Origin of the sequence: Microcoleus sp. N9_A1 (genome assembly GCF_036701795.1) — a bacterium.
Taxonomy (GTDB): domain Bacteria; phylum Cyanobacteriota; class Cyanobacteriia; order Cyanobacteriales; family Microcoleaceae; genus Microcoleus.
This window is the reverse complement of the sequence record NZ_JAUBRI010000003.1, coordinates 20738-39497: the sequence shown is the minus strand read 5'-3', so window position 1 is coordinate 39497 and position 18760 is coordinate 20738. Positions and strand designations below refer to the sequence as shown.

The following is an 18760-nucleotide window of genomic DNA, read 5'->3' as shown; positions in this document are numbered from 1 at the left end:
TGTTCAAGCTCCCAGATTCATCTGTGGAGTAAATCTCAAATCGCCCGACTCAGCGCGACTCGACGCTCGTACTCGCCGAAGGTCTGAGCGCGGCTCGATGGCTCACCCAACGTATCGCCGAAGCCTCAAAACTCAAATCTAAAATCGACTGACTGCCCCATAATAGGTTCGTTTACTCCGCTGATTGACTAGGGGACAAAAAGATGAGTTCTTTTGTTTTACCCCCAACATAGCCACCTCAATCCCCCGACAATGGATGATATTCATCCTTCATCCTGTAAAAATACCACTAACTTGCCAGAAGTAATCTCAGCTTGATGAGTCTCCAACCAGTCTGTTATCTCGTGTTTTTTTTATCATTGCTGGGTCTTCTTTGGGGTTGGGTTTTTGAGTTTTTTTTAGCTAATCCGTGCCTATTTAAAAAGTGTGTAATAGCTGTGTTTGGAGTCCAATAACACTTCGTAGCTCTCTAATATGTATCGTTTGATTTCTGCGAGATCCGTGTTTGTTGACTGCATTCAGCAAATGAATGCCGCGCTTTGCACAGCAGATTATAGATCAGTGACTGGCTCTCGTCGCTATGCCAATTTTAACCTAGACCTACCAGTTTATAGAGTTTAGTTTGTTGAGCAATTAACTGTACTAAACTTTTAGAAAATCCTGAATATTCAGGTTATTATAGGGTTGTAAAACATTTTAATAAAAAAATGGGATCAATTTACGTGGTTATTGATTGGACTAAATCAACTCATTGAGAGTGGCGAACTAAGTGCTATCAATAAACCTATTGTGAGAAATTGGGAGTTCAAAAAGTGGCTTGTATAAAATCAATTTTTAGCTAAACCCGCCCATCCAAGATATTTTTTTGCGCTATTATACCTAGTATTTGACTTGAGGCTCAAAAAATAGTATTTCATGGGTTGCCTCTATTATATTCTCACAACTAACTTGGGATTGTTAGAGAATTACTACTTGCGAAAGTTTGAATTGGGAGAGTGTATAATTGTTTGGTATGTTGTAGAGAAGAGTACCCGATCGCAATTAAAGCTGAAATGAGGAGCGATCGCACAAACCCGGTTTTCTAAAAAAAATCGGGTTTTTAGATGTGGCATTAATGGCGAGGCTTGCTAGCGCAACGGCTGCCAATAGCACTGGCAATTGACACTAGCCTCAACAAGCGGTCGTTTTTGACGAAAAATATTATGTACGAAAAAAACTTGACATCAGTCGGTCATCGACAGTTAAAATATAAATAACAGCAATAACAAAAATGAGGCGTTATGTTTGATTTGCAAGCGGGGAGCGGCAACTATGGCATTAATAAATTGCTATTTTGTAAAACAATTTTGGCTAAAATACATCCGAGGAAATACGGATTATCTATGAGTTTTTTAAAATCTAGAATCTAAAATCTAGAATCTAAAATCTAGAATCTAGAATCTAAAATCTAAGATGGCATAACTCATGGCAACAGCTATTCTTGACCTGGAAATCTCCAAACTCCCGCCCGAAATTACGGTTGAGGAGCGTTACAGCAAAGCCTTGGTTTTAATTCGACTGCACGGAAAACCGATCGGTCAAGCTCTTTTGCCCGTAGTCGGAGGCCGCCTTGGTGGTGACGAATTACAGGAAACACTGATGAATGCTGCTGGTGACAACTTGTGCAAAAACTGGCTCTACGACACTCTAGAATGGGATGAGCGGGGGTCGGTGCAGGCAATTCCGATCGCCACAGTAGCGGTTTGCACGCGCGATCGCCCGGAAGACTTGCAGCAGTGTCTAGAAGCGTTGATGCAGCTCCCAGACGACGGTCAGGAATACTTGGTAATTGACAATTGTCCCGCCACGGATGCTACTGAAGAATTGGTCAAAAATTACCCAAAAGTCCGCTATGTACGCGAGGACGTACCGGGCTCCAGCGCTGCCCGCAACCGAGCTTTACGCGAAGCTAAACACGAATTCGTAGCGTTTACAGATGACGATGCAGTGCCCGATCCAAACTGGCTGCGATCGCTCTTGCGAAATTTCAGCGATCGGCGAGTGATGTGCGTCACGGGGCTAATCATGCCCTTGGAGCTCGAAACAGAAGCGCAAGAATGGTTCGAGCGCTACAGCCCCCACGGGCGGGGCTTTGAACGCCGAATTTTTGACGGGGCGCAGTGCAATCCTCTGGTTGTCAATCTTGTGGGTGTTTCGGCGAGTATGGCTTTGCGGAAAAGTTCGATCGACTTTATTGGCTTGTTTGACGAAGTTCTGGGGGCGGGAACGCCCGCGGCTAGCGGGGAAGACTGCGAATTTTTTACCCGCATTTTGCGATCGGGCTACCGCATCGTCTACGAGCCCAGGGCCTTGAGTTGGCACCGCCACCGGCGTACCTGGGAAGAACTACGGAATACGCTTGAAGGCTACGGAGTCGGAGTCTATGCTTTCTGGACGGGGATGATTGTGGTGAATAGGGAATTCAGCGTGGTTCTGTTAGGCTTGTCATGGTTGTGGTACAAACAAATTCCTGAACTAATTTCTTCTTTGCGAAAGCAACCGGATTCTGTTCCTAGTGATTTGCTTTTGGCTCAATTACGGGGCTGCATTAGTGGCCCGATGGCTTATTTTGCCTCTCGCAAGTGGTTGCAAAAAATTAAGGAAGAAATTATTAGTTAGTTGTGATTGGTTATTTGTTAGTTGTTATGTGTTAAAAAGGCCCACTTTTCTCTTCCCGATCTCTCCGCTTCGCTCTGCCCAATTCCTAATGTAAATATGGAAAATCTAACATTTAGCATCATTCTTATAACTCACAACCGAAGTTATTCGCTGCGGCGGGCTTTGGATGCTCTGCAATCACAGACTTATCCGATGGATCTCATCGAAGTCAGGGTCGTCCTAGATAGCTGCATTGACGATACTTTAACAATGTTACAAGACTACAAAGCTCCTTTTAAAATGCACACAATTGAGGCAAACTGCCGGAGTGTGGGTATGTCTCGCAATATTGGAGCAGCGGAGGCTACTGGACAACTGCTGTTGTTTCTGGACGATGACATCGAAGCAACGCCGTGTTTAGTCGAAAACCACGGGCGCGTTCATCGAGAACGTCCGGGCTGTGCCGCGATCGGCCCTTATCCGCCAAAGTTGCAATCCAGGACTAATTTTTTTGATGTAGAAGTGCGGACTTGGTGGGAGGAAAAGTTTTACCAGATGAGCAAGCCGACTCACCGCTACACTTATCAAGATTTGCTCTGTGGCAACCTTTCTATTGATACAAAACTGTTTGCTGGCACCGGAGGCTTCGATTCGGCCTTCGGCCCGGGTACTGCCTATGAAGATTACGAGTTTGCCTTGCGCTTGCTCAAAGCAAATGTACCTTTTGCGGTGGCACCGGATGCAGTCGGGTATCACTACGAACACGAAACTAACAACCTCGATCGCTCTTTTGGGCGAGCTCGCGCGGAAGGGCGATCGGATGTTTTGATCGGTCAGCGGCACCCGGAAATGAGACCGACGCTGCACATAAAAGACTACGAAACTCCTGATTCGCTGGTAAATAAAATTTTGGTCGCGATCGTATTTTTCTGGCCGGCGGCCTTAGATTTGCTGGCTGTCGGACTGAGAAAATCCCTTGACTGGCTTCAATACATGGGGATGCGGGGAACTTGGCGGTGGTTGCGGACTAAACTACTGGCTTACTCGTACTTGCGGGGAGTGATGGATCAGTTAAAAACCCGATCGGCTCTTTCTAGTTTTATGCAAGAAGGAACGGCTAGCGGCGATTTGGGCAGACATGAAATTGAAATCGATTTGCAGGAAGGTTGGGAAGCAGCAGAACGAATTATTGATGAGAAAAAACCCGATGGCCTTGATCTGCGTTACGGTGAACTGCCGATCGGTCACGTCACTCCCAAATTCGGTGTAGAGCCACTGCGGGGCGCTCACTTGCGATCGATTCTGGCGCTTGACTTTGCCGAACCTCTGGCTCGGGCGATCGCGGTTAACGGTATGCCCAAAAGTGCTGCTCATTCTGAGCCTAGCTTAGTTGACAACATCCTACTTCAACATCTACAGTTGTTTACAGTATTGGACAAAAAAAAGCTGGAAAATTCTGCATTATAATGACATAGTTAGATTCTAAAAACAATAGAATATAGAGGTGTAATTAAATAAGCCTTTAGTTAATCTGAAATAGTAAGTTAGAGTTAAAAGAAAGAGAAATTGACAAGGGTAATTATGGCAATAGAATTGAATGAAGCTAATTTATTAGAACCAATTCCTGACAACCTGGCCCTGGTGCAGACCCAGAATTTGGTTAAGATTCAGCCCTGGAATTTATCCGGGCGAGAACCTCAGATAGTTGCTGGGGGTGTGCTGTGATAAATGCGGGAAAGGTAGCTTACATTCGCCAAATCACTCATTTCTTTGATTTGCTACGGGTATTGGTCGATCGCGATATGAAATTACTTTACAAGCGATCGACCTTGGGGATTGCTTGGACTTTAATCAGTCCGCTGTTACAGTTGGCTGTATTTTCCTTTTTGTTTCGCTCTGTCGTAGCGCTGAATATTCCCAAATTTTCTTCCTTTGTTTTCAGCGGCTTGTTAATCTGGAGTTGGTCTCAAACGGCATTATTTAAATCAACGGGATTAATTACCAATAATAAGGCACTAATCAGGCAGCCAAATTTCCCCACGGCAATTTTGCCGGTAGTCACGACGATGACTGGGCTAATTCACTTTGTGTTAGCTTTGCCGGTGTTAATTATCTTTCTGCTAATTGATGGCGTTCATCTAAATTCAGTGCTACTTTTGTTGCCGCTGCTGATGATTATTCAGTTTTTGTTGACAGTTAGTTTTGCTTATCCCCTTGCAGCTTTAAATGTCACTTTTCGCGACACTCAGCACACTTTGGGAGTAGTTTTGCAGATGATGTTTTACCTGACTCCGATTTTCTACGACATCAACAGCGTACCGGAAAAATTTAAGATTTTTTATTACTTAAATCCAATGGTGCCACTGATTGAAGCTTACCGCGCCATACTGCTCAAAGGTATGCAGCCGGATTGGCAGGCTCTGTTAGTTTTGAGCTTGGCTGTGGCGGCTCTTTTGCCCATTGGACTGGGAATTTTTAGACGGCAAAGCGATCATTTTGTGGAGGAATTATAAATGCGAGAAGCAATTATTGTCAAGGGTTTGGGTAAGCGTTTTAACCGCTACTCTGCCGCGAAACCTTATACGATTATGGAGGCAGCTTTGTCCGGTTGGTGGAAACTGAAGCCGGAGGCGAGTTTTTGGGCGCTGCGGAATATAAATTTTACTGTTTCTCCTGGGGAAATGCTGGGAATTCTTGGCAAGAATGGGGCGGGAAAATCAACGCTGCTGCAACTTGTCGGCGGGATTGGTAAGGCTGAGGAAGGAACTATTAAAGTTAACGGCAGAATTGGCGGCTTGTTAGATTTGGGTGCTGGTTTTCACACGGATCTAACGGGCAGAGAAAACGTGTTTGTGGGTGCTGTGGTGGCCGGTTTGACTAGCCGGGAAGTGGCGCGCAGGTTTGACGATATTGTGGAATTTGCAGAGTTAAAACAGTTTATTGACAGCCCGATGCGGACTTACAGTACGGGGATGAAAATGCGGCTGGCTTTTTCGGTGGCGGTGCATACCGATCCAGAAGTGCTGTTAGTTGATGAACATTTGTCGGTTGGTGATGTGGCTTTTCAAACTAAATGTTTGAATAAGATAACTGAGTTTAAAAATCAAGGATGTGCGATTGTTTTGATTTCTCACACTGCGTCGCAAATTCAGAAAATGTGCGATCGGGCTTTGTGGCTGAAATCAGGTGAAATCGTGGCCTATGGGGAACCGGAAGTAGTAGTCGGTCAGTATTTGTCAGAAATGCGATCGTCCACAGAAAATAACAGTCCCCTGCGTGCTGCTGATGCTACAAGTAGCGGCTCGCCACTGCGAGGTAATCAGAATCGCTTCGGTTCTTTGGAAGTGGAAATTACCGATGTTAAAGTGTTGCCCAATGCAGAAATAGATAGCGGTGATGCTATTAGCATTGAAATTAATTATTCGGTTTTGCAGGAAATTTCTGCTGCTATTTTTGCCGTGACAATTAGCAGGGATGATGGTCAAAGTTGTTTTGAGACTAATACTAATCAAATGGGCAGACTGCTGCCGCTTGTGAAAGGGAAAGGCAAAATCCGGCTGCAAATAGACAGGCTGGATTTAGGAAACGGTCAGTATTACGTGAATGCTGGGGTTTATGAGGAAACTTTGGCTTACGCCTACGATTATCATTGGCAGGTTTATCCGCTGTACGTGCGATCGACTGTAAACCAAAAAACGATTCTTTGTCCGCCGTACCGCTGGGAATTTGAGGGCAAAATGCCGCTTCTAGATTTAGCCGAACCAGCCGCTGCAACTTACGATTTGGATAAGAATAATCCCGGCTACGCCAAGATTTTGACTCAGTTGGAAAACAAGCAAAAACCTGACTTTTTAATGATTGGCGCTCAAAACTGCGGCACGGAATCTCTATACGGTTATCTCGCAAATCACTTGCAAATTATCAAAGAAGGTTCGCGGGACATTCACTTTTTTGAATTAAATTTCGAGCGCGGTATTGAGTGGTACAGCAAGCAGTTGACGCGGAGTGTAGCGAGTGAGAAAGTGCTCCTTTGGGAGATGACTGCTTACTATATTTATCATCCCTTGGTAGCGGAGCGAGTTTACAAGTGTTTCCCGGATGTTAAGCTGATTGTAATGCTGCGAAACCCGGTAAAACGAGCGTGGATGCACTATCATTTAGAAGTGGCGAGCGGCTGCGAAAAGTTGGATTTTGAAAAGGCGATCGCCTCTGAGGGCGATCGACTCAAAGGTGAGATTGAAAAAATCAAAGCAGATGAAAATTATTACAGTTTCAATCACCAGCACTATTCCTATTTGTCGCGGGGAATTTATGTAGAACAAATCAAAAACTGGCTCGACTATTTTCCGAGAGAACAATTGCTAATTATCAAGAGCGAAGATTTTTACGCAGATACAGGCAAAGTCTTTTCCGAAGTATTGAATTTTCTGGATATTAGTGCGATTGCAGGTAAAGAATATGAAATTAATCATGTCGATGAATACAGCCAAATGCCACCGGAAATCGCACAAGAATTGACTAATTACTTCAAACCTTACAATCAGGAACTTTCGGATTTGTTGCAGGATGATTTTAGTTGGAGTTAGGAAAAAAGTTTTTAACCGCAGAGATCCCAGAGAGGAACATCAATCATACCTCTTTCTTCTCTTCCTCAGTGTCCTCTGCGCTCTCTGCGGTTCGTAAAAAAAAATCTAATTCACAAACCCTTTATTAGCTCTAAAAATGAAACGGATATTTTTAATAGGCTCTCCGAGAAGCGGCACAACCATGCTTCAAAGTTTATTGGCTGCTCATCCTGAAGTTATTTCTTTTCCTGAATCTAAATTTTTTCACTATTTGCTGTACAAGAAGTTTGCGGGAAAGTTGCCAGGTAGGATGGAAGCTTTTTTTAAAGATGAGATTAATCGCCCTGAACTTTTGCAAGGTTTTGATGACAGTCAAAGTTTGGGAACTAAAGTTAGTTGGTTTGCGGGAGTTTTGGATGGTTTGGCTGCGGAACAAAACAAAAGCATTTGGTTGGAAAAAACGCCGGAACATATATATTTTATTGATGACATAGAGCGATTTTTACCGGATGCGAAATTCATACATATTTTGCGAAACGGTATGGATACAATAGCTTCTCTGCATGAGGCTACTAGGAATTCTCATGATTTGTGGGGGCCTGGTTGGGATTTAAACCACTGTATCCATCGCTGGAAGGAGGCGACGTTAATTAGTCATAAATATGCTAAAAAATCTAATCATATATTAGTCAAGTATGAGGAAATTGTCGATAATAAAGTAAAAAAGTTAGAAGAGCTTTGTCATTTTATGGGTGTTGAATATGACGGCAAAATGCTGGAATTTTATCAAGAAAAAGCAGCCAGTCTCAGTTTAAATTTACCTTGGCATCAAGGGATTGAGAGAGAGGTTAAAAGTAGTAAAATTCACAAATATCATAAAATTTTTACGAAAAATGAAGTTAAAGATATTTTAGATAAGATTAAGCGAGTCAAGGGTGAAATTGCCTGGAAAGTTACGGTAGAAGCGAGCGAACCAATTTCGGATATTTACACTTTGCAAATATGCGATCGCCTGCACTGTACAATTCAATTAGAAGGCATTAAACTCGGTGTTGTGGAATTGCCAGTCTGCGACGGGATTGTGGCTGGTGCGGTGTTGGCGGATGCGATCGCAGCCCAGTTTGCTTGGCCAATTCTCGATCGCTACTTTCAACGCAATCGCTGCGAAAAAGGTAATAGATTGTGGGAAACTTTGCTGCAACCGTTGCGCGCCAAACATGACTGGGCGCTATTTTTGCAAGAATTATGGGGGCGTTCGCATTGGCATTTGGAGGATTTCTACAAATCAGAAATAGCCGAAGAAGTCCCAAAAATTACGCTTGAAAAAGATTTAACTGCTGTAGAAGTTAGCGAGGAATTGCCTAATATAAAAGTTGAGCTTTCTGAAATTGATGTGCTGGTGAAAGTCGGCGGCGTTGCTGTCGGTATTGTAACGGTTGCGGTGGAAAATAATTTTGTTTCTGCTCAAAAATTGCGATCGACAATTACTCGAAATAGCGGTTTTGAGTTGTGCGTCGCCGCCGTGCGAGAAGCTTTGCTGGGAAAACCGCTCGACGGTAAGCAATCGCTGCGATCGCGCTTAGCCTCTTGTGCTCAACAAAGGTCGGATCAGCCCGAATGGTTGAATGCAGAGGGTTATGGTGGCATTTACCCGCCAACTGCGGTGATGTTCGGCAGGCGATCGGGTGCGATCGGCACCAGTATCAGCCGCCGCGCCGCACTCCCAGCGGCAGCGCTACAGGAAATCGCATCAGCCGCAGCAATCGCCGGGGAAACAACAATGGAAATTCCCCAAGAAAACGAATTACCAAAACAAGTATTTTATGCACCGGAAATCATTGGCTCAAAATCTTTTTATCGAGAACCTTATCACTCGGTGAAACCTCAACTTTCTGACAATCATAGCATTACAAAAAAACTCCCGATTCTCTCCTACCGCCGCATTTCTCCTGACGGTTTAGACGCAGTTACTCCCCAGATTTTTGAACAACAGTTACACCATCTCAAAAATCTGGGTTATTACAGTGCGAGTTGGGAGAATTGGCGAAGCGCGAAACTGGCTAAAACTCCTTTACCCGGTAAAGCTGTATTGATGACTTTTGATGGTGGCTATCTCGACTTTTTCCAATATGCTTGGCCTCTGCTAAAACGCTTTGATTTTACAGCAACTGTTTTTCTAGTAGCGGAGTCAATAGGAAAGACAAATAGTTGGGAAAAAGCCGAATTTGAAGAAGTGCACTTAATGGGATGGCCGGAAATTTTGCAACTACGGGAGGCAGGGATTGAATTCGGTTCTATGTCTGCTACTCATCAACCTTTGACTGCATTGTCGCCGACAGAAATTGTGCGGGAGGCGGTCAAATCCCGTGCTATCTTGGAACGGGGATTAGAGAAACCTGTTAAATGTTTTGCCTATCCTTACGGGGATGTCGATTCCATTGTAGCGCATTTAATTGGAGCGAGTGGATATACTTTTGGTGTATCATATAAATTAAATTATAGCAGTTTTGACGATTCTTTATTGTCGCTGCCGCGCATTCAAGTCACCGCCGAAAATGCCTTAAAATTAGCTTAGTATGGTGCCTCAATCAGCGAAATTTTTCCATCAATTAACAATCTCTCAACGGACGAACCTTACAAGTGAAATTTATTAATCAATTCCTTTATTTTTCTCTGCAAATAACCGCCTAACCCTCGGGATATTTTCTCAAATTTATAATAAAATAAAATGTCCATAACATCTTCAGTTTTCATATACTTTAAATAAGAAATCATTTTATCTGTCAGTTTATCATTAACATCATCGATATACTTTCTCACCGCCAACCTTTCCGAAATATTCCATTTCTTATCAAACTTGCGGTGCATTTCCGTCTCATAATCCCGAAAATCTGATATTTTTCCCTCCAAATAGCTTTGAATATATTTCCCCGCTATTTCGGCACCATCCATCCCGTGTCTGATACCCTCGCCGCCCAAAAAATTTACAGTGGAGACAGTATCGCCGATCGCAATTATATTATCCTTGCAATAAATATCCTTCAAACCACGACTGTACTTCAGCATGGAACCGTGTTTGTCAATAATTTTATAATTTTTAGACTTCAGATATTCATCAATCAGTAAATCAATATATTTTTTCAGCGGTGACAAATGCCTCAGCGTTTTCTGCTCTAAAAAAATGCGACCCACACCAACTTTCAGCCTGTTTGGTTCCATTGGGAATATCCAGGAATAACCCTTCGGCATCCATTTATCGCCCAAAAAGAAGATTAAATCATTGGCATATTTATTATAAATTTCCGGTTCTACTTCAATTAAATATTCGATACCGATTCCCGACAAAAAATCTGGCTTATCATTCTCTTTTTCGTACATAATCGCCCTAGCAAAGCCAGTAGCATCAACCAATACTTTCGTGCTAACTTTGATAATTTGACCGTCGGATAACTGTTTAAATTCTACGGTTGTTTCGCCCTTGGCTTGTGAATGTCGGGTGTAGCGATAACCAAGCCAAACTTCACCGCCAAATCGCTCAACTTCCTCGGCTAAAAAAGCTCTAAATTTAGCAAAGTTGAGCACAACTCCCAAACTTTCGGGAGAATCCCAAGTTTGACTGACTTTGCTAGTTTCAATAGTCAATTTGTGCCAAAAACTGCCGATAACCGATTCTGGTAAATCGAATTGAGAGAGGGTTTCTAGAGGCGTGGCAGCGCTGGAAAAGTCGTTTTTATTAAAATTGTCGTTTTGTTCGGCAAGCAAGACTTTGCGGCCGGATTTTGCTAATATTCTCGCACAGTGGCCACCTGCGGGGCCTGCTCCTACTATTACTATATCAAAACTTTTTAAAGTCATCTTGCTATTAATTTACTTCTAATGTCAAAACACCCGCAGACATATCAACTACTAACCGCCGATTTTTTAGCCATTGGCGACCGATTAAAACTTCGGGTACTCCGTCACCTACGTGAACAGGAATATCGAATTCTTGATTTTCAATTCTGATTTTTCCTGCATAAAGGTCGAAATTGAATTCTCCCCTAGCTGTTATCATTTTTTGTCGCCTAACATAAGTCCAATTAAGTCCTTGTGAATCCTGAATGTCCATTGCTAACCAGCCAGAAAAACCTGTATCTAGGAGAGCATCAACAGGTAATTCTAAGCCGTTATCAGCAATCAAGTCAACTTCAAAAAATAGCTCATCCTCATCACCAAATGTTCCTTGAATCATATCGTGCCACAGGCCCCTGTATTGTTGATGCGGAACATGAATGGGATAGCATTTGGATGTTTCTGGCGGCACATTTTGGTAGCCACCATATCATCGTTGTCGATAAAATAGTCCCCGCTGTCGGGTTCAACTGCCATATACCAGTTGTAGTGGGTTTTAATCAATTCTGGTTTTAGGCGATCGAAGGTTGGTTTGCAGCGTTGATAAAATGCTTCTCTTTCAGCGCGCCACTGGGCTTTTTTTTCTTCTGACCACTGGATTTCGGGGAACAATCTTCCGCGCCGTACTGTACGATTTGGTTTCACGTTAGTCATTGTTGATTCTCCTTTTGTGCAGTAAAGGTGAAGTAAGGTGGGCAGTGCCCACCCTAGAATTCTAGCTAATTAGACGCTAACGGGTGATTGTTTGCGGCTGAATTGTGCTAAGATGCGATCGCACATTTGCGACGGATTCAATCCCAAACTGGCAAATGATTGTTCAGGCGTTGCATGATCCACCAATGTATCCGGTACGCCCAGCCGCATCAGTGGTACGAGGATATTGTTATCCATCAAAGATTCGGCTACTGCTGAACCGAAGCCGCCCATCAAACAGCCTTCTTCCATTGTGACAACTTTGCCGATTCTCTGTGCTAAAGGCAAGATTAATTCAGTGTCCAAAGGTTTGACAAAACGCGCGTTGATGACTGTTGCTTCGATGCCGTGTTCGCTCAAAATCTCGGCGGTTTGCATTGCCGGATAAACCATTGAACCGTAACCTAATATTAGCAAGTCGTCGCCGTTGCGGAGAATTTCAGCTTTGCCGATCGGCAATTCTTCCCAACCTTCTTCCATCAGAGGTACGCCGTAACCGTTGCCGCGCGGGTAACGCATGGCGATCGGGCCGCTGGTGTGGTTGATTCCGGTGACTACCATCCGCTGCAATTCAGCCTCGTCTTTTGGTGCCATAATTGTCATATTTGGCAAGCACCGCAAGTAAGAAATGTCGTACATTCCTTGGTGGGTGGGGCCGTCGGCACCGACAATTCCGGCGCGATCTAAACAGAAGAAAACTGGCAAGTTTTGGATGCAGACATCGTGAATTATTTGGTCGTAGGCCCGCTGCAAAAATGTCGAGTAAATTACTACAACCGGGCGCATTTCTTCGCAGGCTAAACCAGCAGATAAAGTCACCGCGTGCTGTTCGGCAATCCCGACATCAATGTACTGTTTTGGCAGTTTTTCCTGAAGTTTATCTAGGCAAGTTCCGGTTGCCATTGCAGCGGTAATGCCGAGAATTTTGGGATTATCTTCTGCTAGCTTGACCAGGGCGTGGGCAAAGACTTTCGAGTAAGCGGGAGGCTTGGGTTTGGTGGATGGAATGCCTTTGCCAGTGGCTAAGTTAAAGGGATTTTGGGCGTGATATCCTACTTGGTCTTTTTCGGCGATGGCGTATCCTTTGCCCTTCACCGTCACAACGTGAACTAACACAGGGCCTTGGATAGTGTGACCATGTTTGAAAGTAGCAATTAACTCTTCCAAATTGTGTCCATCAACCGGGCCCATGTAAGTAAAGCCCAATTCTTCAATTACGGCTCCAACTTTGGACACGGCTAACCGTTTCATGCCTTCTTTGAGGCGTTCCATTTCTGGAGTAAAAGTTTCGCCGACAAAGGGAATGTGCTTGAATTGTTCCTCTAAGTTATCTTTGAGAAATTGCACCGGCTGCGAGAGTCGCATCTTGTTCAAATAGCGGGTAATTGCGCCGACGTTGGGCGAGATTGACATCTCGTTATCGTTGAGCACCACCATCAAATTGGTTTTCGGCATATGGCCCGCGTGGTTGATGGCTTCGAGTGCCATGCCGCCCGTCAGCGCACCGTCGCCGATGACTGCTACAGTTTTGAAATTTTCGCCCTTGAGGTCGCGCGCCATCGCCATCCCTAAAGCTGCGGAAATGCTTGTGGAAGCGTGACCCGCGCCGAAGTGGTCAAATTTGCTCTCGCAGCGCTTGAGGTAGCCTGCAACGCCGTCTTTTTGGCGTAGGGTGTGAAACTTGTTGTAGCGGCCGGTGATCAATTTGTGCGGATAAGCTTGGTGGCCGACATCCCAGGTAACTTTGTCGCGATCGAGGTCTAGGGTTTGGTAGAGTGCTAAGGTCAGTTCGACTACACCCAATCCTGGGCCGAGGTGGCCGCCGCTAGCGGCTACAGTTTCTAAATGCTTTTCTCGAATTTGTCGGGCAATTTGTTCGAGTTGATGAATCGAAAGGCCGTGTAATTGGTTTGGATGAGTCAGTTCGCTGAGATGCATATTTTAAAATCTTGCTCCTGTGAATCAGGACGAATCCTTAACAGATATAGGTTGTGCCTGCGAGGTTGGGTACGCGCAAACGTTAGAATAGTTTAACGGTTATTTGAGAAAAACTGTTAGGCGTAAGATTTTTGTTATTTTTGGTCTGGTAATTATAGTTGATAAATTGTGCGCCGTCAATATAAAAAAAGCTTATGTTTTTAGTTCCTAATCGCTAATTGTTAGCTGCATGGAGATTCTTAAGCATTTTTAACTACTTTTTGTAGTGATGGCTGATTTTTTAGCTATCTTGTTTCTGCAAGCGGACTATGATACAAAATCATTAACTGTGATGGGATCATCTCATATTTGTAAAAACACTTCTTTGGGTTCCTGCCTTCTGCCTTTTTTTTCTGCCTCCTGCCTCCTGCCTCAAAACTCCAATTTCTAGCTTGGCTGCTTTCATTGAGATGCTCCCACTGTGATTTATATAACATAGCTGATGTCAAGTCATTGCTAACAAGTTAGAAATGAGTAGATTTTGTCAACACCTGTAAGTGGAGAAAAAATTAACTAATAATGATAATCAAAAAAGGGGAAAGGTTGGACTAGCCCAACTAAGGCGATGATCACTATAAAACGATAGAATTGACGAGTAATTGAGCATTGTGTAGGTAAGCTCAAAAGCCTAGAAGATTTACCACAAGGGCCGTTGGTAGGAAAGAAAGAACACGGGGACTGAAGTCCCCCGCGTGGCTTCCCTCTGGAATCTGAAGACGCGATCGTTTCCCGCATCCCATATTCTTTTTATGAAAGGTTCTGCTTAATTCAATCTCCCTTACTCCGGTGATGGCAAAGGAGTTTCCGCTTCTTCGGGCGGCGGAATTTCCGCAGGAGTCGATTCGGGCGACGGCGAGAGACTCTCGCTATCGGGCGGCGGAATTTCCGCAGGAGTCGATTCGGGCGACGGCGAGGGACTCTCGGCCCCGGGCGAGGGACTCTCCGAAGGACTTGGGACAGGAGTTTCCGGCGGTGGCGGAAGTTGTTCGGGCTCTGGCTGGGGGCTTTGGAGGCTTTGCATCCACAAACCTAAACCGCCGCCGGCTAAGATCAGCCCCAACACCCCCAGTAGGGGCAGCGGAAGCTTGGATCGCCGTTTTTGAACGGGTTCCGGGGCGGGGGAAGTTTCGGGGTACAACAACTGTTTGGACGATTCTGAAAGCTGAGATTCTGGAATCCTCCCGGACTTCTGGAGGGACGCCACGAGGGAAGGCGGCAGCGACACCGAGGCTGCTGACACTGGCGCTGACACTGGCGCTGACGCCACCGCCGGATCAAACAGTACCAATCTCTCCGGCGACATCCGACAGTGAGTCGCCACCACCGAGGTGTTGTCATAACCGTTTTTCTCGTTGGCGAGACGAATCCAAGACTGAACTGCGGCTTCCAAAGACATTTTGCCCTCAAGCACCTCTGGGCCGTAATTCTCCCAAGATTGCTCTACCCAGTCGTTGTCGCTCAAACCGTCGGAACACAGCAGCAGTAAGCCTTCCTCTTCGACAATAAATCGCTGAATCGTCGGGCGCAGGAAATCGCCGTCCCGCGTTCCCAAAGCTTGAGTCAGGGCTCCTGCATCGGCTCGCAGTTGAGTCTCCCAGTACAAACAATGTCCTAGCTGGACTTCCCTTGAGGCTACGTCGTCGTCCACAGTCAGCCGGTGACAGTAATTTTTGCCAATCCAATAAGCGCGGCTGTCTCCAACATTGACTAAATAAAGTTCGTGGCTGTTATTTGAGGGCAAATCCTCGGAAATTTTCACTTTTTGAGGCAACTGGAGGGCCATCACCAAAGTCGTCCCCATCCGTTGCCGCAACTCTTTTCCCTGCTCATTATTTTGAGCGGAAATCACATTATTCACAACTCTGACTATTTCTTCGAGTTGCTTGATGACCATTGCGGGCGTCATCAACTCTTCTTGTTGAGCAATTTCTGCGAGCAAATTTTGGATTAAAGCTTTCAGGGACTGCACGGCTAATTGACTGGCAACTTCTCCTCCTTCGTGGCCTCCAACCCCGTCGCAAACCATTGTCAAGTAAGGAATTAGTTTCTCGCCCCCTGAAGTTTTGCTAGATTGAAAATCAGTAGCAACCGGATAGCAACTGTCTTCATTTTGGGAGCGCTGCGGCCCGGTATCGGTCATGCCGACTACTTCTAAGTGCAGAGGCAATTGAGCGGATTGTTCTAATAGTAAATCGTTTAGTTCCAGGGCGATCGCGTCCAAATTCATGCTGCTGCGGCGCATAAACTGACAAATCTCTCCGAGTCTCGACTGCACCTCGGGTTGCGCTGATTCCACTAAACCTGACCACACATCTCCCAAATCCCGCAGCGTCGGTACAAAATTGCCCCGGTGCAGTTCCAGCAGGCGTACCCGCCAACCTTCCACCCGCAAATTTTCCGGTACCAGCAAACTCGAAGCGACTCCATGTTCCGATAGCGGCGTCCAGAGTTGGAGCATTTGCCACAGCCAGTAAACTTGGCGCGCGGCGGTTGTCCCAGACCAAGCTTCTAAAATAGAAGGATACAGGCGACCGAAATTATTGATGGGCACATTTTCCAACAAGAGCACCTCTGTCGCTTCCGGTGCTTCCCCTAGCGAACAAAAACCGTATACTTCCGGCGTATGCAGCCGTTGGGGATACAAATTCAGGTAAGGCATAATCGTATCCGGCAGTTCTTCCGGGACGCTCGGAGGCAAAGCTGGACGGCTGTCGAGCCAGATTTGGGGTGCAATGACAAAGTATCGATCGGCTATTACCTTACCCGCCGGCACTTCCTCGGCTGCTTGCCCCACCACCCACACATAGCGATAAATTAAATCCGTTTCGCACGCTGCACAGTGCTGGCGGCCAAAGGTATTGCGGGGATCTGGACAGCTAAGATTCGGGCAATAAATGGGTTCGGAGAAACTGCTGATCATATCGAAATAATTTGTGTAAAAACATTCTGAAGATATATGATTCGCCAGCCCAAATTCATGAGCTTGAGAATAAACTGATTTTAGCCCCTATCAATTTCTTAACTGCCTTTGGGCCCGTAGAAATTGTAGTTTCTGCCAGTCTGCACGGGTTTAAATTGTAATTTAAGTTACTAAACTCTGACATTGAGTACGGTAGAAGCATCAACCTGATACCGTGGCGCGAAAAAGCGCTCTGAGGGCTTGCAAGTGGCAAACCCTTGCATAGTCAGTTGTTGGCATTTCTTAAATCTTAAATTTCCAATCTAAGATCTAAATAGTATCACCTATTCTTTTTATGATCTTGACTCCGACGCTCCTTTGGCTGCTAGCTGGGTCTTTGCTGTGTTTGGCAGAGCTATTTCTCCCGACTGCTTTTGTCGCTTTTATGATGGGACTGAGCGCCTTCGCCGTAGCTGGATGCTCTCTAGTTCTACCTTACGTTAATTTACAAATATTCCTCTGGATGGTATTTTCGACAGTTTTTGTGCTGCTGTCTCGGCGGTTGATACCAAAAGGCACGGCAAGGGCGATCGCAGATTCTCAGGAAGCAAAAACTTTAACAGAAATTCCCCCCGGAGAAGCCGGCCGAGTCATTTATGAGGGGAATTCTTGGCAAGCTCGCTGCGAAGACACGAACGCCGCCATCCCCCCCAACCAAAACGTAATTGTCGTGGGACGGAAAGGCACTACTCTGATAGTTTTGCCAGAAAATCTCTTGCATTCTTAAACAAAATGCGTAATTAATCACAGACAATTAGTAGTTAGTAATTAGTCATCGTTCTTTAGTCAACATTTAACACTCAACACTCAACATTTATAGGAGGCGACAGTGGAACAACTTTTTTTACTTGTATTTTTAGCACTAGGCGGCTCAGCCCTCGCAGGTTCCGTCAAGATTATCAATCAGGGAAATGAAGCGCTGGTGGAAACTTTAGGTAAATACAGCGGCAAGAAACTGGAACCCGGTTTGAATTTTGTCACGCCGTTTCTTGATCGCGTCGTTTACGAGCAAACAATTCGGGAAAAAGTCTTAGATATTCCTCCGCAAGCTTGTATTACCCGCGACAACGTTTCCTTCACCGTTGATGCTGTGGTTTACTGGCGCATTGTAGACTTGGAAAAAGCCTGTTACAAAGTAGAAAATCTCCAGTCAGCAATGGTAAATATGGTGCTGACTCAAATTCGCGCCGAAATGGGTCAACTGGATCTCGAGCAAACGTTTACTGCTCGTTCTCAAATTAATGAGATCTTGCTCAGAGATTTAGATATTGTTACTGATCCTTGGGGAGTGAAAGTAACTCGGGTAGAATTGCGCGATATTATCCCTTCTAAAACTGTACAGGAATCGATGGAATTGCAGATGGCAGCCGATCGCCGCAAGCGGGCGGCAATTCTGACATCCGAGGGCGAACGCGAGTCAGCAGTTAACAGCGCCAAAGGTAAAGCAGAAGCGCAAGTTCTGGATGCAGAAGCGCGCCAAAAAGCGACTATTTTGGAGGCGGAAGCTCAACAAAAGGCGATCGTCCTGAAAGCTCAAGCAGAACGCCAAAGTCAGGTTTTGAAAGCTCAAGCTACTTCCGAGGCCTTGCAAATTATTGGCAAAACTCTGCAAAATGACTCCAATGCCCGGGAAGCTTTACAATTTTTGTTAGCTCAAAACTATCTGGATATGGGTCTAAAAATTGGCACCAGCGACAGCAGCAAGGTGATGTTTATGGACCCGCGCAGCATTCCCGCTACGCTCGAAGGAATGCGATCGATCGTTGGGGAAGGTAATAATAATGAGGCGAAAAAGTAGTCTTAGCTAGAATGGGCAATTGAAAGAGACTGGTAACTCTGTATGAGGGATGAAACTCCTCATACAGAGTTACCATGAATACAAAAAAGATTGTGTCATATCTACTCCGGTAGCATCGGAATTAATATTACCCACAGCAGGGAAACGGCACTGCCGTATCCTCTAGATCGTGTCGAAGAGTGCAACCGGAAACGATATGAAATCGCCTGGTATCTATTTAAAAATCGATATTCAGGCAAC

General features: G+C 45.2%; 13 protein-coding genes. 8 read left to right on the top strand and 5 right to left on the bottom strand.

Features of this window, described 5'->3' with window-relative positions; genetic code table 11:
- The first annotated feature begins 1464 nt into the window (after nt 1–1464).
- The 6 genes from QUA58_RS01990 to QUA58_RS01965 all read left to right on the top strand — a co-directional run bounded on the left by QUA58_RS01990 (nt 1465) and on the right by QUA58_RS01965 (nt 9777).
- Nucleotides 1465–2658: a glycosyltransferase gene (locus QUA58_RS01990; protein WP_333392839.1), complete on the top strand. Its 1194-nt coding sequence runs from the start codon at nt 1465–1467 to the stop codon at nt 2656–2658.
- A 96-nt stretch (nt 2659–2754) separates the two neighbouring features.
- A complete protein-coding gene (locus QUA58_RS01985; RefSeq protein ID WP_333254629.1) occupies nt 2755–4104 on the top strand; it encodes a glycosyltransferase in 1350 nt (449 codons plus the stop codon).
- 114 nt (nt 4105–4218) lie between these two features.
- Entirely contained in the window at nt 4219–4362 is a 144-nt protein-coding gene (locus tag QUA58_RS01980; protein WP_333254632.1) for a hypothetical protein, read from the top strand.
- The gene (locus QUA58_RS01975; protein WP_333254633.1) at nt 4359–5150 is read left to right on the top strand and encodes an ABC transporter permease; all 792 of its coding nucleotides are present in this window, start codon (nt 4359–4361) and stop codon (nt 5148–5150) included. The genes QUA58_RS01980 and QUA58_RS01975 overlap by 4 nt, the downstream gene beginning before the upstream one ends.
- Complete coding sequence (locus QUA58_RS01970; protein WP_333392838.1) at nt 5151–7223, top strand: Wzt carbohydrate-binding domain-containing protein; 2073 nt, start codon at nt 5151–5153, stop codon at nt 7221–7223.
- 136 nt (nt 7224–7359) lie between these two features.
- Complete coding sequence (locus QUA58_RS01965; RefSeq protein WP_333392837.1) at nt 7360–9777, top strand: sulfotransferase; 2418 nt, start codon at nt 7360–7362, stop codon at nt 9775–9777.
- Nucleotides 9778–9836: 59 nt separating this feature from the next.
- On the opposite strand, the gene QUA58_RS01960 is transcribed toward QUA58_RS01965, so the two are convergent.
- From QUA58_RS01960 to QUA58_RS01940, 5 genes are all read right to left on the bottom strand, one after another.
- Nucleotides 9837–11057: an NAD(P)/FAD-dependent oxidoreductase gene (locus QUA58_RS01960; RefSeq protein WP_333254639.1), complete on the bottom strand. Its 1221-nt coding sequence runs from the start codon at nt 11055–11057 to the stop codon at nt 9837–9839.
- Nucleotides 11058–11064: 7 nt separating this feature from the next.
- Complete coding sequence (locus QUA58_RS01955; protein WP_333254641.1) at nt 11065–11433, bottom strand: aspartyl protease; 369 nt, start codon at nt 11431–11433, stop codon at nt 11065–11067.
- Nucleotides 11430–11747, bottom strand: a complete 318-nt coding sequence (locus QUA58_RS01950) for a hypothetical protein (protein ID WP_333254643.1) — start codon at nt 11745–11747, stop codon at nt 11430–11432. The genes QUA58_RS01955 and QUA58_RS01950 overlap by 4 nt, the downstream gene beginning before the upstream one ends.
- A gap of 69 nt (nt 11748–11816) precedes the next feature.
- Nucleotides 11817–13724, bottom strand: a complete 1908-nt coding sequence (dxs, locus tag QUA58_RS01945; protein WP_333392836.1) for a 1-deoxy-D-xylulose-5-phosphate synthase — start codon at nt 13722–13724, stop codon at nt 11817–11819.
- 817 nt (nt 13725–14541) lie between these two features.
- Complete coding sequence (locus tag QUA58_RS01940; RefSeq protein WP_333392835.1) at nt 14542–16683, bottom strand: protein phosphatase 2C domain-containing protein; 2142 nt, start codon at nt 16681–16683, stop codon at nt 14542–14544.
- Nucleotides 16684–17017: 334 nt separating this feature from the next.
- Between QUA58_RS01940 and QUA58_RS01935 the strand changes: the two genes are divergently transcribed.
- Entirely contained in the window at nt 17018–17449 is a 432-nt protein-coding gene (locus tag QUA58_RS01935; protein ID WP_333254649.1) for an NfeD family protein, read from the top strand.
- Between the two features lie 102 nt (nt 17450–17551).
- Entirely contained in the window at nt 17552–18520 is a 969-nt protein-coding gene (locus QUA58_RS01930) for an SPFH domain-containing protein (RefSeq protein ID WP_333392834.1), read from the top strand.
- The last annotated feature ends 240 nt before the right edge of the window (nt 18521–18760 follow it).

What these genes read in the sequence shown, in the direction of transcription:
- QUA58_RS01990 (WP_333392839.1), top strand. Translation starts at nt 1,465, where the DNA reads ATGGCAACAGCTATTCTTGACCTGGAAATCTCCAAACTCCCGCCCGAA.
- QUA58_RS01985 (WP_333254629.1), top strand. Translation starts at nt 2,755, where the DNA reads ATGGAAAATCTAACATTTAGCATCATTCTTATAACTCACAACCGAAGT.
- QUA58_RS01980 (WP_333254632.1), top strand. Translation starts at nt 4,219, where the DNA reads ATGGCAATAGAATTGAATGAAGCTAATTTATTAGAACCAATTCCTGAC.
- QUA58_RS01970 (WP_333392838.1), top strand. Translation starts at nt 5,151, where the DNA reads ATGCGAGAAGCAATTATTGTCAAGGGTTTGGGTAAGCGTTTTAACCGC.
- QUA58_RS01965 (WP_333392837.1), top strand. Translation starts at nt 7,360, where the DNA reads ATGAAACGGATATTTTTAATAGGCTCTCCGAGAAGCGGCACAACCATG.
- QUA58_RS01960 (WP_333254639.1), bottom strand. Translation starts at nt 11,057, where the DNA reads ATGACTTTAAAAAGTTTTGATATAGTAATAGTAGGAGCAGGCCCCGCA.
- QUA58_RS01955 (WP_333254641.1), bottom strand. Translation starts at nt 11,433, where the DNA reads ATGATTCAAGGAACATTTGGTGATGAGGATGAGCTATTTTTTGAAGTT.
- QUA58_RS01950 (WP_333254643.1), bottom strand. Translation starts at nt 11,747, where the DNA reads ATGACTAACGTGAAACCAAATCGTACAGTACGGCGCGGAAGATTGTTC.
- dxs (WP_333392836.1), bottom strand. Translation starts at nt 13,724, where the DNA reads ATGCATCTCAGCGAACTGACTCATCCAAACCAATTACACGGCCTTTCG.
- QUA58_RS01940 (WP_333392835.1), bottom strand. Translation starts at nt 16,683, where the DNA reads ATGATCAGCAGTTTCTCCGAACCCATTTATTGCCCGAATCTTAGCTGT.
- QUA58_RS01935 (WP_333254649.1), top strand. Translation starts at nt 17,018, where the DNA reads ATGATCTTGACTCCGACGCTCCTTTGGCTGCTAGCTGGGTCTTTGCTG.